At 53.7% G+C, this 15,785-nt stretch carries 6 protein-coding genes and 1 pseudogene; all 7 read left to right on the top strand.

Features of this window, described 5'->3' with window-relative positions; all coding sequences use genetic code 11:
• The first annotated feature begins 129 nt into the window (after positions 1–129).
• The 7 genes and pseudogenes from AOC04_RS03370 (at position 130) to AOC04_RS03400 (ending at position 15,412) form a co-directional block, all read left to right on the top strand.
• Entirely contained in the window at positions 130–6,378 is a 6,249-nt protein-coding gene (locus AOC04_RS03370) for an NACHT domain-containing protein (protein ID WP_060691152.1), read from the top strand.
• Complete coding sequence (locus AOC04_RS03375; RefSeq protein ID WP_060691153.1) at positions 6,356–7,060, top strand: hypothetical protein; 705 nt, start codon at positions 6,356–6,358, stop codon at positions 7,058–7,060. Before AOC04_RS03370 ends, AOC04_RS03375 begins: the two co-directional genes overlap by 23 nt.
• Before the next feature lie 94 nt (positions 7,061–7,154).
• Positions 7,155–7,286: pseudogene (locus AOC04_RS23260) on the top strand (transposase domain-containing protein); the annotation flags it as partial.
• Between the two features lie 153 nt (positions 7,287–7,439).
• On the top strand, positions 7,440–9,212 hold the full coding sequence (locus tag AOC04_RS03380; protein WP_060691154.1) for an SIR2 family protein: 1,773 nt from the start codon (positions 7,440–7,442) through the stop codon (positions 9,210–9,212).
• Between the two features lie 500 nt (positions 9,213–9,712).
• The gene (locus tag AOC04_RS03390) at positions 9,713–10,027 is read left to right on the top strand and encodes a hypothetical protein (protein WP_060691156.1); all 315 of its coding nucleotides are present in this window, start codon (positions 9,713–9,715) and stop codon (positions 10,025–10,027) included.
• 70 nt (positions 10,028–10,097) lie between these two features.
• Positions 10,098–11,183, top strand: a complete 1,086-nt coding sequence (locus tag AOC04_RS23265) for an HNH endonuclease (protein WP_162232788.1) — start codon at positions 10,098–10,100, stop codon at positions 11,181–11,183.
• Between the two features lie 350 nt (positions 11,184–11,533).
• Positions 11,534–15,412 (top strand): hypothetical protein, encoded by a 3,879-nt coding sequence (locus tag AOC04_RS03400; protein WP_060691157.1) that lies wholly within the window; start codon positions 11,534–11,536, stop codon positions 15,410–15,412.
• Positions 15,413–15,785 lie beyond the last annotated feature (373 nt).

Here is a 15,785-nt window from a genome sequence, read left to right on the forward strand (position 1 = left end):
ACCCAAAGAGGACATCGGGGGACTACCGTTTTGTGTCGCTCATCGTTGTTGCAGCCATAGTACGAGCAGGGATGAACTCTACTGGATTGAGGTAAGCTCCGCTCTATCGAAGGATTGTGAGAAATTGAAATGGCAGACAAGGACTTGGTGAGACCAAGCCGCGACGGGGATCAGTTCCACTATCACTGGGCAGCAAGGCAGTGCCTTGCCTTATTGCCAGGCTCGAGCGATCTGAAGGCGGTCACTGTCGAAGGACCTTCGTCTAATGAGAGTGAAGACATAATTGAGCAAGGAGTCGATCTCATCGACGTTGGCCTCTATTATGGCTCTGAGACGTTGATAGGAGCTCGATGCGTTCGCTACATCCAGTTAAAACACTCAACTCGGCAAATCGTTGAGCCTTGGCAGGCTGGCGGTTTGAGCAAGACACTGCGTGGTTTTACCAATCGGTATAAAAAACTTCTTGAGCAATTTCCCGTTGCAGAATTGAAGCAGAAATTCCGCTTCGAATTCACCACGAATCGCCCCATCGATCCCAGGCTGAAAGAAGCGCTCCACGACCTGGCCAATGCCGCTGATGCTCGCCATCCCACCATCGAAAAAACCCTGCTGAGCTACTCAGCGCTTTCCGATACGCAGAATGCTGACTTTTTCAGCCTATTTTCATTTGATGGGGATGAACCAAGCCTATGGGCTCAGCGAAACCTGCTTTCCCAGGATATCGCCAAGTATCTTGCGGATTCCGATTATGATGCTCCAGTTCAGTTGAAGGAGCTTGTCACGCGCAAGGCTGGCAGCGAATTTACAAAAGATCCCGCAATCCGGCGACATGATGTACTTCGATCGCTAAAAGTGAGTGAACTGGAGCTTTTTCCGGCACCTTGCCAAATTGTTCGCCCGCAGAATGTCTACGCGCGCGCTCAGGAAGACGAGATACTAGAGATCATCCTCCATTCAGCGCACCCAGTAATCGTGCACGCAGACGGCGGAGTAGGAAAGTCGATCCTCGCTCAACGGCTGGCTAGTTCAATGCCCAATGGCTCTGAGTCGGTGTTGTATGACTGCTTCGGCGATGGTCTTTACCGCAATGCGCTTCACTATAGGCATCGTCATCGTGATGCCCTGGTGCAGATTTCGAACGAGCTTGCTGCGCGAGGATTTTGCCATCCGCTTCTTCCCTCCAGCCTTGCTGACTCCAAGCAGTACATGCAGGCGTTTTGTAGCCGACTGACCCAAGCAATCGAAATATTGCGAGCAGAAAACGCGGGGGCAAGTCTCTGTCTGATCATCGACGCTGCCGACAACTCGGATATGGCTGCCGAGGAGCTCAGCGAGCATGCTTTTGTCAGAGATCTGATACGAACCTCGATGCCCAATGGCGTGCATCTGATTTTTACCTGCCGAACTCATCGACGACATCGCCTGAACGCTCCGCCTGATAGCACCGAGATTGAGCTCAGCCCTTTCAATGAGTTTGAGACCGCGCAACATTTACGAACTCACTATCCTGAGGCGACCCTAGCCGAAGTTGCCGAATTCGCGTTTTTGAGCAGCTCAAATCCTCGCGTTCAGGCTCTGGCACTCGAGCAGCGATTACCTATTCTGGAGATGCTTAAGCAGTTGGGGCCGGAGCCTACAACGGTGGAGCGTGCGATCGGAGATTTGCTGCAACGCGCGGTCGATAAGTTGAAGGATCAAGCAGGGGTCGAATCCAATCAAATCGACCTAATTTGCCAAGGATTAGCAATCCTGCGTCCTCTCGTGCCGGTTGGGGTGCTTGCAAGGATTTCCGGAACTTCGGAAAGCGCCGTGCGATCCTTCGCACTCGACCTTGGCCGGCCACTCTTCATCAAAGGTGAAAGTCTCCATTTTCTCGATGAGCCCGCAGAAACCTGGTTTCACGAAACGTTCAGACCCGATGCGGATGGGTTAAACCAGTTCCTCAATCGCTTGCGTCCGCTTGCCAGCGAAAGCTCCTATGTCGCATCGACGCTTCCTCAGATTTTGTTGGCCGCAGGACGGATGGATGAGCTGATCGATCTTGCGCTTTCCGAAGAAGGACTACCCGAAGCTAAGCCCTTGGAGCGCCGTGATGTCGAGCTACAGCGGTTGACGTTCGCTCTCAAGGCCTGCCTTGAACAGGGACGCCACCTGTCCGCAGCCAAACTCGCGCTAAAGGCTGCGGGAGAAAGCGCTGGAGAGACACGGCAGACAAAGCTGATTCAGGAAAACACAGAAATCGCTGCCCGACTGCTGCCGCCAGATCGAGTCAACGAGCTGGTTTCACGACGCACTTTCGAATCCACCTGGATGGGGTCGCACCATGCCTATGATGCGTGTCTGTTGTCTGGGACCAAGGAGTTCACTGCTGAGGCCGCGAGCCGGCTTCGGATGGCGATGGACTGGTTACATGCATGGGCGAGAAGTATTCCGGATGACGGTCCGCGTGAAAACGTCACGAACGCCGATAGAGCCGAGATTGCATTAGCGACGCTTCGAATCCAAAGCCCCGAAGCCTCCGCGCAATTTCTGAGGCGCTGGAAGTCCCGGCACCTCGCGCTCATGAGTGGTAAGCACATCGCCCAGAAACTGATAGATCTGGGCGAGTACGCGGAGCTTAACGCCTTGGCGCATGCTGCAGGGAATGATGTATGGCTTCTTCTCGGCCTCGCCAGTGAAGCCGCACAAGCCGGTGTAAACTTTCCCGTCCAACCGCTGGCGCGCCTTATCCGTCTCCTGGCTGATCGACGTGTGAAATTGTCAGAGTCCTCGGGCTGGGACGAACGATGGGAGGTATTGTACGCGGTGCAATCGGCGCTCTTACTCGCGATGCGAACCCTCCCGACCGATAACGACACTTGGGTCGCGATTATTCAACGCTATCTTCCGCAGTCGCCTCCCACTCTACTATCTGATTCATACGGATCTGAGCGTGCTCCAATGATCCGCGCTTACGCGCTCGAAGCCGAGTTGCGCGGAAATGAGTTGACGCTCATCGAGTTGGCTCCTGCTGATGTACGCCAACAGCTCACTAAAACTGAGTCTTACGGACAAAGCCGCGAAACACAGGTGTTCAAGCGTGACGTTGGCGGATTGCTTCCATGGATAATACTCTCAGTGAAGATCAGCTGTGGTCGTTGCCCTTCTGATCTGGGAGCGCATATTAAGACTGCGATTCAGGCCACCAAAAATGCTGAGTCAAGCGACTATCAACGCCACTCCACGATTCGTCAGTCAGCTGCGATTGAATGGATTCAAATTTTGCGCGACTCACCGGCTGTAAGTCCGCAATACATCACAGAGTTTCAGGCCTGGGTCAGCAACCGAGAACGGCCTCTGTGGCCTGACACCCTGACAACGCTATGCCGTCTCGCTGCTAGAACAAAAGCGCTGACTCAACTCTCATTCGATTTTGCGTTCGCCGCCTACGAAGCTCTGGAGCAGCTTCGTGACGACGCGGAAACCCGAACGGATGCGTACGTGCGTCTGGCTCGTGCCATTTTGCCGATAAGCCTATCGGAGGCGAGTGCTTACTTCAGTCGAGCCGTCGAAATCGCTAGTCGAATCGGTGATGAGAATTTATCTCGCTGGTCTGCAATGCTTGATTTGGCCAACGCAGCTTCATCAGTAGAATCACGGTCCCAGACAGCCTATCGCTTATCAAGGGTAGCCGAGCTGACGTACGAGTATGTTGCTCGCGATAAGCACTTTGACTGGAACAGAACTGTAGAAGCGCTCGTCGACCTCTGTCCCTCATCAGCACTTGCTATTTTGAGCCGTTGGCGGGATCGACGATTTGGCGATGAGGCTCGATTATTGCCAGCGGCCATCAACCACTGTGTATGCAGAGGCCATCTTCCGACAGTCACCCCGGTAGCTCTCGCAGGGATCGATGCTCACTGGAGCAGATTGAAGAACCTACAGAGCACGCTTGACGATCCAAAATCACCATTCGATGCCCGCACGGTTACGCAAATCGCCTATCGGTACCTTCGTATACAGTCTCACGGTGCAGATACTTGGCAGGAATTAATCAAGAGAGGTCGCGACGTTGATCTCGAATTACCGGATGCTCAGCGTTTGTGGGTGGATAGTCGAGCCGCATCAGTAGCCGATCATACAAAAATGCCTGCGGCAGGGAGCCAATCACACGATTCCATCGTCAGAAGCACACCAGATTGGTTACATTTTTTCGACGAAACTGACATGGCTGATTCTTCGGCATTGAGGACTGCGTACGCTGATCTCAAGAAATACGATACGCCGTACCAATTCAACGAATTTTTCCGTGAGGGAATTCGTCGTGTCGGGTTAGGGGAGATGCCCGCGTTCATCCAGGCGATTTCGGAATGGGTCGAATTTGGCGTATTTGAATTACGTTATCTACTCGATGCCATTCCTGATACAGCATTGCGAATGATGTCTCTAAGGTCCGCTGTGCGAGAAGCAGTGCGCTGCGTGTGTAAGCGTGAACCTGAGCGCGCTGGGCACCGTGGATGGGCAAGCTTTCTACCGTTTGACCGATTAGTCTCGTCCGGGATATTGACGGATCGCGACATCGCATCGGCCACCATTGAAGGCTTTGCCGTGCATGCTGATAAGTTAAGCGCTAGCGGACTATTTCAGCTGATTGAGCCCTTGGCATCATTTCTGAGCGCCGTTGAGGCAGATGAGGCCTTGAACTACGGGCTCGACTTGCTTGAGGACGTATTACGCCCGGAAGATGGTGATGGGCCTTGGGCTGAAACGCTTCGCGCGCCCGTAAACTGTGTCGACGCACTTGCAGGTTATATCTGGACAGGGCTGGGATCGCCAGTTGCTGCCACTCGTTGGGAGTTCGCGCATGTCGTACGAGCGTGTTCCGAACTGTCATGGCTCGAACTGTTGGTCGCACTTGAGCATTGCGCGCTAGAGGGGATCGCTCCATCATTTGTTGATCAGGGTCTGGAGTTCTACGAATGGCATGCTCGGCAATGGATGCTGATCGGGCTAGTTCGGGGCGGGCGTGAAAATCCCCAGAGCCTTGCACCGTTCCTCCCGTTTCTGCATATCTGCCTGAAAGAAGAGCATGTCATGTTGCGTGCTTTTTCTGCTCAAGCGCTGCGTCTCGTGCATGACGCGAAGTTAGCAGCAGTGGCGGCCGAGCAGGGCCTCGATTCTATTAATGCACCTCACCTTCCGCCAAAAATTTACAGCGGCTGGGACGAACTCGATGCAGATGACGACAACTTGACAGACACCGTTATCGGAGATGGCGAGCGCTACTATTTCGGTGTCGATATAGGCCCTTACTGGCTAGCTCCTCTCGGGCGAGTGTTTGGGGTCGGTGAGAACGCGATGGAAATCAGAGCCCGCAAGGTCATCCATGACCGGTTCGGGGGGGCTACAGGGTGGTCAAGAGACGATGCGCGCTATACCAGAAAGATTTTTGTAGATGGTGAAACCAGCCACTCCCACGGCAGCATGCCTCAGACAGATGACCTCTGCGCTTATTATGCGTACCACTCAATGATGATCATCGCGTCCAATCTTTTGGAACAGCGAGCGGTTCGGCACGCGAGTGAGGAAACAGAAAATGAATTTGACCAGTGGCTGGATGAGCATTTGCTGACCCGCACGGATGGTGGCTGGCTTGCCGATCGCCGAGATCCACCGCTGGTGTCGCGTCCCTTACCGAAGGAAAGTTATTCCGACAACGATTGGTGCTGGCGTGTAACCCCTGATTACCTTGACCAGCAGCTGCTCACTGACGACGGGCTACATGTATTTTGGGGTCATTGGAGCACTGGAGACAAAGAGAACAGAGAAGAGGTGTCCGTTCGAAGCGCACGAGTCTCACGCAATGGCGCCCATGCGCTAATTGCAGCGCTTCAAACCGCACCACAACTAGATAACTTTTCTCTGCCCTCCGCCGATTATCAGGACCTGCACGCAATCGGCGATTTTTCTCTGAAAGGTTGGATCGTACACGACGGAAACTCACGTGGACTGGACGAGTACGATCCTTGGGCTGCGGAGATTGGTTATCCTGCGATTTCGCCTGGCTTCCAAGCGATTGAAGATCTTGGACTGCGCATGTCCGTGGATGGTCGGTGGTGGAACTCCGAATCCGGGGGGCAGCTGCGTAGTGAGTCCTGGACTCAGGCTGTAGGATATGGACGCGAGACCGAGCAGATAAAAGGTGCGCGTCTGAGTGGTAACACTGCATTTATCCAATCATTGTTTCAGAGCTACCCACGGGACTGCTTGGTGCTCAGCGTTTCGGTTAGACGAAGGCCATCTCGTAATCGTCCAAAAGACGACGAGTTTGAACCCTATCCTGCTCCCTATGTGCGTTATTACTTAATGGATCGCGATGCAATCAAGCACCCACTCTAAAGCAGTATTGGAACTCGGCAAGCTCTTGGTCGCTAAGCTTGGGCTCGCCGATGACCTTCTCGGTCAATGGGTGGCGCATGACGTCGCGGCTCGTATCAATGCGGTCGAGAATAATCCCGAGCACGCTACCACAGCGATGCGAGACGAATGTGTAAAAGCCATCCTCACCCTTTGGGAGCACCGTAACACTTTGCCAAGCCATCTGAGGCCGCTCCAGGAAATCGAGCCAATAACCAGAACACTGGCGGCCCTGGATGTGGAGCGCGGAGACGACTATCGCTATTTTCGACCTATTTTAAAAGATGCGGTGCTGGATACCGTTGATGAGCCTATGAGGCATTGGTTGGAGCTCGCTTTCAGCCTCGACTATTCCGCACGTGTGCTTATCCAACATGCCCTGCAGTCCGCAGGTACAGCCGCAGCTTCCCAAGCACAGCCGTGGGTGGAGGCTGCGCTGAAGGCTGGTGTAGAGGCCGAACCTGATCGACAGACCATTGAGTTTCTGCTGGAGCGCTTGTACCCAGACGATGCTGACCGCGAAGAAAAAACAGAAATGGCTAGAAAGAAAACTTTACGCGACAAGATCCTAAGGCTCGAGAGTTTTGCCGAGCTGGCGGGGGGAGTTGCAGCTGAGCTTCGTGAGAAGCTAGACACCAATCTGAGTACTCAAAAGGAACCATGATCTGCATGGTCGCTGACGCAGGATCAAATCAGCGCTCACATCGTTTATGTGAGCCGGTTTCATAGACTGGAAATGTCTACGGTGTCGGGGGCAGTCCATGATCCAGGCGGCCAAGCTCAACGGGCATGATGGGTATACCTATTTGAAGGATGTGCTCATGCGCCTGCCGACGCAGCGGGCAAGTGGAATTGGGGAGTCGTTGCCGCATCGGTGGCCACCCGTTTAGTTGCGCAAGCAAGAAGGGATGCCCGGACGCTTATTCGAACTCGAGAGGTACGATCACTGCACAAGTGATGGCCTTTGGCTAGAATGCCCCCACCCAGAACAGGGCTGGCGACTTCGTGACACACGTTGCTACCCCGAATACAAGGAAGACTCTATGCCCATGATCGCCAATGACCCCACTACCCAGCTTGCATTCTCTGTATATGAGAACAAGGGAGTCTACGCGTTACTCCTAGGCTCAGGAGTATCCCGCGCCGCCGGTATTCCGACCGGCTGGGAGATCACCATGGAGCTAGTCAAACGTGCCGGTATTGCCTCAGGTGTCGGCGAGCAAGAGGATTGGTATGCTTGGTATCGAGGTCAGACAGGAGAGCAGCCTAACTATTCCACGCTGCTGGAGACCTTAGCGGGCACGCAGAGCGAACGCAGAGCCATTGTGCAGAGCTTCCTGGAGCCTACAGCCCAAGAGCTGGAGGACGGTTTAAAAGTGCCCACCAGGGCTCATCGAGCTATCGCAGAAATGGTGCGTGCTGGACACGTGCGGGTCATCGTGACCACCAACTTCGACAGGCTGATGGAAAACGCACTGCGTGATGCAGGCATCGAGCCCACGATCGTGAGTTCGGTCGATACCCTGGCAGGAGCAGAACCGCTCACCCATTCCCAGTGCTTCATCCTCAAAATCCATGGCGATTACAAGGACGCCCGGATTCTAAATACGGATGTTGAACTGGGCGACTACCCCACTGAATTCAACGCTCTGCTCGACAGGATAATCGATGAGTTCGGGTTGATCGTCGCCGGCTGGTCAGGAGAATGGGATCACGCCCTGAGGGCTGCGTTTCTACGCGCCCCTTCCCGACGCTACCCAACCTACTGGCTCGCCCGAGGAGGTGTATCTGAGCGCGCCCAAGAATTGGTCGCACGACGCCGCGCTTCGGTGGTTAGTGGGACTGATGCGGATACGTTCTTCGATGCTCTTAACCTGAAGCTTGAGACCATTCAAAAATCCCGCCAGCCCAATCCGGCGAGCGTCGAGCTGATGATCGCCATGGCAAAACGCTTCATGGACCGGCCTGAACACAGAATCCAGCTCGACGACCTGGTCACGGCTCAAACTCGACAGAGTATTGCTGATTTTTCACCTCTATTTGCAGGACAGGGTGACGTGAGAGCCCAGGCGTTCAGTGATTGGATTCCAGAGTACGAGGCTATCGCAGAACCAATCGCACGCCTTGCTTCAGTGCTAGGCCGATGGGGCACAGGTGATGAGCTGAGTCTCGTACTGGATGCCGTTAAAGGGCTATATGCCGAAGCTCATAGGGAGCAGGCTGGCTATACCCACTGGCTCGCCCTGAAGAATTACCCAGCTACGTTGGTCGTTCTTGGCTATTCACTGGGCCTGACCCGTGCAAATCGCCTTGACGTTCTATATAGCCTGCTCAATTCAACCGTCATTAACCGCCGTGAGCAACCAGGATTGATTGGTTATGAGTTGTCACCGTTCTATTTAGAGGCCGGCAACGGACTGCTGGCGCACTGGAAAACCTTAGAGGATCAGAGCGACGCTCGTACACCGCTATCCAATCGCCTGGCCAGCCTCATTACCTGTAAATGGGCTCCCTCGTTCGCCGGAGTGCAGGATCCCGAGCTGCTGTACGAGCGTTTCGAGTTTCTGAACCTGCTGTTCTTCGCTCAAGCGAACGGCGTCAATGAAGAAGAGCTCAATAATCGAATACAGCAGAGTCAATTTCGAAACATCGCGATGGGCCGTCTGTCGTGGCACTCGGAGACAATCTCGCGCTTTGCTCAGGAATACTCTACGGCGGAGTTCAACGCACCCTTGCTTGCTGCCGGCTTTGCTTATGGCAGTGAGAGCTACCTCCAGCGATTCTTAGAAGGATTAGGCCGAATGAGCAGGTGGTAAAGGCGCTCCAAGGCTTCCCTAAATCCAGATCATGGATCACTGATCTCAGCGACCCGCAACCGTCAGGGTAAGCGTCTGCCGAACACATCTTGCGTGATCAAGCGGATGCCCACCTAATCGTGAGGTAGGAGTGTTCACCGTTCGCTTACACCTAAACTGCTTCCAGTACGTCCCTGGTAGCACTCCGATCATCTTGCTGAATGCCTGTGTAAAGGCGGCCTCCACTAGTGGCCGCAGGCATCGGCTGCACGACAGGTTGGCCTTGCTGCATACGTCAGGCTTGGCGCATGATCAAGATTACGTGGCCGAGCGAGATAACAGTCAGTTCTTGGAGGAGCTTGGAGAAGGCCGAGCGCGATAGGCCGGTCACGGAATACATGACTGGTCGGACTGCTGTGGGGGGAGCGGAAAAGAGGAAGTGCAGGGAGAGGGTTATATTGGCCAAGGGTGAGATCAGCCAATCCGTATAGTTTAGGACTGCTCAAAAGCCAGGGGGCAACATGATCAAGATCTTCGAAGACGATGATCCCGCATGGAAAATCCTCGTTCATGTTCTGGAACATGGGATTGCCGGTATTGCGGGCGGCAGAATGAGCACCCGCGACAAGTTGGAAGAAGTGAAGGAGAAGGGCCGGTCAGATCGGCACGACAATGTCGTTGCCCTTTCTACGGTTCATCATTTCTGGGGTGAGCTGGCATTCATCTATGATGAGCAAATCTATCGATATCAAGAGGCCAAACAACTGGTGGTCGAGGCCTACGACAAGCAGCTTGCCGCCAAGGGCATTTTCCATGATACCTATCCTGGCAGTTAACTAGGGCAGCTTTGCGCCTTGTGCGTGCGTTACCATCAGACGCTTGAAACTTTAGGGAACAGCGGCAGACATGGCGCGTTTATTTCAGATTATTTCTGACGATGGTAATCCAATCGACGCGCACTTCGGGATCGAGTCGGACGAGGTTGTATTCCACAGTCGTGGCGGTACCAAAGGTAAGGGCGCGATCAACTCCGAATATGCTCTGGGGCTTTCTGTTTTACTGGCCAGGCTGAAGCGGGCTTCGTTTGCAGTAGAACGCGTCTGGGTTGATAGCAGCCGCGTTCAAGGCATTCCCATTTCTCAGCGAACGATACTGACCTCGGAGGAGGGCCAGGTGCCTGTTGATCAGGTTGTGAAAGTCCTTTCCAGTCGAATGAAGGCCATTGGCCGATCGTCCTCTGAGTCCTCGGGAGGCAACTCCACTCGACGCATTAGGATGACGATATCTGGGGGCGATGTTCAGGCATTAAGTCTCGCGCTTGGTGGTATTCCTGTAGATAAAAATCTACGAAGCCTCGATCGGCTTCCGGTTGAAGTGCTTCGTGGAGTCACCGCCGAGCATATATGGCGTGCTGTTCAGGACCTGATCAGAGGAATTGATTCACCTGGCTTTGCTGAGTCAACCGATTACGACCTGATCGTTGATGAAAATCTCCGTTTGCCACCGAAGGCGGTATTTGGCTTAGCTGCTACACGCGCTTTGGGATTTCAGATACTGCCAAAACATTTCATCGCTGGCGTTAGCAGCGTCTGTTTTCAAATCCTGGAAGGTGCTGGCTTCCGTATAGTGCCCAAAGGTGCCTTGATAGCTGATCCCGCACTGCCAACACTGCATGAAGATCGAGTATGGACTGAGGGGCAGCCCAGGCTCGTAGCTCATCTACGGAAGGAGCGCGCCCCAGGTTTGTCGATTGCCAAGAAAGCTGAATTCAAGAAGAACCACGGACGACTCTATTGCGAGCGCTGCAAAATTGATCCGGTTGAAGCTTACGGCGCCGAAAACGGAGAGGCCTGCATCGAGGTACACCATCGGACCGTGCAGGTTGCGCAAATGGCGGCAGGGCATCTGACAAGCCTGGAGGATTTACAATGCCTCTGCGCGAATTGCCACCGGGTTGTACATCGTGAACTGAGTGTTGGAAAGGAGAATTAAATTTTCTGGGTTGGGAAGCTGCTTGTGGTCAGGGGCTGATAACCGGTCCCTGCCGGCACTTAGAGAGCTACTACGGGTTGGCAGAGATGACGGGAAAAGGTGCGCTCTCGGCCAATAGCAGTCATCGAGGCTGCCTAGCAGTGGCAACTAAGACGCCAAACCTCAGTCCGAGGAGGGTTTTACCGGCAAAAAGTGAACACCCGGAGGACTTTGGATTTCCCGGTTTGGATTGCAGTCATGCTAGCCGGATGGAATCCGACCCTCGACTATTTCGTCTCGCCAGTCCTTTCTGCGCCAAAAGCGCCCTCAGGCTATAAGCTAAGGCTTCAGTCCAGCCTGACGGCCCTCGAATGCACACACTATTTCAAGTAGACACAACGGATATAAAAGCCTTAAACGACGAGCAGGCGCGCGCGCTGATCGCAAGATTGTGTCGGGCTGAGATTCGCAAACACGGAGGCTCCGAGTCGGCCGTCACCTGGGGTGGCGATCAAAGAGCAAAAGATGGGGGAGTGGACGTAAGGGTAGAGATGAATCCGCCACTAGGGATATCTGGCTATCTACCCAATGACAACACAGCCTTTCAGGTAAAGGCCGAAGTGTTCCCTCCTAGCAAGATACCTGGGGAAATGGCACCCAAGGGAGTGCTAAGACAAGCAATACGAGACCTCGCTGCGGCCAAAGGAAGTTACGTCATTGCTGCGACGCGAGACGACACCTCCGAGTCCGCTCTCAATCTACGACTTAATGCGATTAGAGATTGCTTGTTGGCCAACGGCCTAGGCTCCTCGCCGCAGGTTGCCTTTTATGACGCAAGAAAGATTGCAGACTGGGTCGAGCAACACCCAGCGATCGTAGCTTGGGTGAAACACGAGCTAGGCAAGCCACTTGTGGGTTGGCGCCCATACTCAGGTTGGGCCTACCAGGAGACAACCGTCGACTCCGAATATCTGATCGATGAGCGAGTAAAAGTGTTCACTCCTGGCGCTGAGAAGGGCATAAATATCTTGTCCACTATTGATCGCCTGCGGCTCGACTTGTCGAAAGGAACAAGCGTACGCATTGTCGGCTTATCCGGAGTCGGCAAGACGAGATTGGTACAGGCACTCTTCGATCCGCGTGTAAAAACGAATCAGACTGAGCTGAGTGTTGATGACGTGCTGTACACGGACCTTTCAGATGGGCCATCACCTCAACCTTCAGCGATGCTCGAAGCGCTGATTGATGACGGAAGCCAGTGTGTTCTCGTCGTGGACAATTGCGGAGCTGATACTCATCAGAAGCTCACCGAGCTGCTTAAGAAATCGGGCAGCAAGATTGGCTTGGTTACTGTTGAGTACGACGTTCGCGACGACTTACCAGAGGCCACGAAGTGCTACCGTCTAGAAGGCTCCTCCGATGACGTTATCAAGCGGCTTCTTCAGCGGCGTTATCCGGTTCTATCAATCAGTGACGTTGATACCATCACGACATTCTCAGACGGTAACGCTCGCGTCGCGTTTGCACTGGCAGCGACGGTGACGACGACTAGTGAACTGGCGCGGCTGCGGGACTCCGAGTTGTTCAATCGCCTGTTCCATCAGAAGAGCGTCGAGAATGAAGATCTCCTCAGATGTGCGGAAGCGGCCAGTATCCTGTACTCGTTCGATGGCGAGGACGATGGCCCTGAGGCAGAGCTCAGCAAAATTGCCGCTGCTGCTGACGTTTCATTGATCACTTTGCAGAGGAAAGTGGTCGATCTACAGCGAAGAGGCCTCGTACAGAAACGCGGTAAATGGCGTGCTGTTCTGCCACACGCGATTGCTAATCGACTCGCAGCCCAGGCACTAGAAGCGATTCCCAAATCGCAAATTGTGAATGTCTTTGTCGAAACTGCTACCGACCGTGTTGTCCGCTCGTTCTCCCGGCGACTTGGTTACTTACATGAAAGCGCAAAAGCCGCCGAGCTTATACGGGACTGGCTCTCGCCATCTGGGCGTTTTGGCGACCTAACGACTCTCAATGACATTGGCCATGAGGTCTTTCACAACATTGCGCCTGTATCCCCGAAGATCGCCCTAGCGGCGATTGGACGGGCTGCCAATGTCCCTAGCTTCCTTTCGAGCGAAAACAGCAAGCGTGCTCAGTATGCGAATACATTGAAAGCCATCGCGTTCGAAGAAGAAGACTTCGATATCGCCGCCGATATTCTCGTCCGGTTTGCCTTGCTGGACCCGAAGAAAAATGGGGGGTACGAATCTATTGTTGAAATTTTGAAGTCTTTGTTTTTCTGCGTGTTATCCGGTACGAATGCTTCCCCCAATCAAAGGGCAGAGTTCGTCATAAAACTGCTTAAGTCTGGCGATACCGAGCAAGAGCAGTTGGGGCTGTTGCTGCTCGATGCGGCGCTTGAGGCAGGGCATTTTACCTCCGTGAGCAGATTCGATTTCGGAGCTCGAAAGCGGAGCGAGGGATGGGCTCCGGAAACCCGATCAGACGTTGAAGCGTGGTTTATGCCATTCCTCCGCATGGCACTCGACATTGGCAAGCAGAAGTCCGACCTTGCTGAAAGTTGCAGATCTATTTTGGGTCGCCGCTTAAGAGGACTTTGGCTTGGCACGAGTCTGAGGCCAGAAGTGTGTGCAGCCGTAAAAGAACTGGCTTCAGTCGTGAGCTGGCCTCAAGGTTGGTTTGGAGTCAAAAGCATCCTTCGCTATGACTCGGGCAAATGCGATGAGTCAGTTCAGAACGAGCTGCGCGAGTTGGAGGGGCTTCTCAAACCGAAGGCTATACCCGACATGATTCGAGCTAAACTTCTAGACTCGAACCATTTCGACCTGGATCTTGATGGCGATGATGCAGATCCGCACGATAAAACGGCTGGTGAGCGAATCCGCAAATCAAACCAGGTCTTGGAGGAGCTTGGAGAGGCTGCTGCCACCATTGACGGCCTACTCTTGGAGTTACTTCCGCAATTGATCTCAACCAAGGTAGGAGCCAGTGCATTTCCTTTGGGGGTTGGTGTTGGAAAGCAGATTGCGGACCCGAAATGGCTTTTGGATGCGGCTAAGGAACATATCGCCTCTGCCACGCCCGGAGCAGTCGGTGTCTTGTTCCTACGCGGCTTGCTCAACGGCTGGCATCACGCATCTCCTGCTTGTGCCGAGAAGTTTCTCGACAGTGCGGTGACTGATGAAATTTGGGTCAAGTGGATCATGGATCTTCATTGCATACCGATGAACCAAGCGGCTTACAATCGAATCCACCGATCAATCAAGGCTGGAAATACTCCTGCCTGGCAATACTCCTATCTCGGGATGGGCAGACAAACCGACTCATTCTCTGTTGCAGAGATTGGCGAGTTGGTTTGTGTGATAGCACTGCTGCCTGATGGAGGTGGTGTGTTTCTCGACGTCCTTTCTATGGTCGTCCACTGCGCGTCAGATCACGATGATGCTTATAAGGAGTCTCTAGCAATAACTTGCCTGAATCTTCTGCGCTCAGCAGAGTGGGGAAAGGTGCTTGGGGATCGCGCCAATAGCGGTTACCACATTGAGAGCATATTGGAGTTTTCGCTGAAGCGATTAGCTTCTTCCGAAGCAGCGCTTGAGGTGTTGAACGGTCTAGTTACCTGCGCACGCACGATGGAAATTAGTTATACCGCTAGAGATGCCATCAAAGATGCCATCTCGCTGTTCCTCAGGCACATGCCGCGACAGGCGCTCGACGCGATCTATGTTCCCGGCGAAGAAGCCTACTACCGTCAGATGTCGCCGGTAATTGGGCGCCCTTACAATGATAGGAAGGAGACAGCACTGAGCGTAGTCCCAGTGGACGTATTGGTCGATTGGTGTAATGCCTCGCCGCCTGATCGTTACGTGTTCGCGGCACGGAGCTGCAAGCTATTCGACACCCGAAGTCGAGCAAGTGAAGAACATACCAATGTCGACTCTGTGGACGATTCTGATTTGGTTATTTCGGACACCGCGCTCGCTTTGCTTGCTAATGCTCCTGATAAGAAGGCTGTCATCGAAGCCTATTTGAAGCGATTTTCGCCTTCAGGCTGGTCCGGGTCTTTGGCCGAAATTCTGAAGAAACGGATTCCGCTTCTCGATACTCTGAGTCTCGGTAATAAGGAACAGCTCAAGCCAGTATTGGCAACGGCTAGAGCGAGCCTCGAACGAAGAATCGCGGTGGAAGAGCTTCGAGAGGACGAAGAGGAGCGTGAGCGTACTGGGAGTTTCGAATAGGGTAACCCGATGCTCCCATTGACCGGTAGCTAGCCGCCCTAAACCGGTAGCTATTGATCGTTAGCCATCCAATCGCCGATAGCAGCTTTGGGTCGAAAGCGGTCAATCGCGAATGACTGCAAGCGACCGATTCTGTTGAAAAAGTCGGCCATGGTTAGCGCATCAATAAAGTACATGTCCGGGATTGAAATCTTTAATTTTGGCAGAAGCTTCCGGACTCGGATTTCACGTAGCAACGTGCAAAAAAGGCGTTTTCACCAGTCAATGATCGGACAGTTTGGACAGATCGACTTTTTCAACAGCATCGACCCAAAGCAGACGTTGAGTCTCTTGCCTGCTGGCCATGATCCGGGTAAGCCAAGTAACACGAGGC

This window comes from Pseudomonas versuta (assembly GCF_001294575.1).
In the GTDB taxonomy this organism is placed as follows: domain Bacteria; phylum Pseudomonadota; class Gammaproteobacteria; order Pseudomonadales; family Pseudomonadaceae; genus Aquipseudomonas; species Aquipseudomonas versuta.

Coding starts and splice junctions, on each gene's coding strand:
- AOC04_RS03370 (WP_060691152.1), top strand. CDS start 130: ATGGCAGACAAGGACTTGGTGAGACCAAGCCGCGACGGGGATCAGTTC.
- AOC04_RS03375 (WP_060691153.1), top strand. CDS start 6,356: ATGCAATCAAGCACCCACTCTAAAGCAGTATTGGAACTCGGCAAGCTC.
- AOC04_RS03380 (WP_060691154.1), top strand. CDS start 7,440: ATGCCCATGATCGCCAATGACCCCACTACCCAGCTTGCATTCTCTGTA.
- AOC04_RS03390 (WP_060691156.1), top strand. CDS start 9,713: ATGATCAAGATCTTCGAAGACGATGATCCCGCATGGAAAATCCTCGTT.
- AOC04_RS23265 (WP_162232788.1), top strand. CDS start 10,098: ATGGCGCGTTTATTTCAGATTATTTCTGACGATGGTAATCCAATCGAC.
- AOC04_RS03400 (WP_060691157.1), top strand. CDS start 11,534: ATGCACACACTATTTCAAGTAGACACAACGGATATAAAAGCCTTAAAC.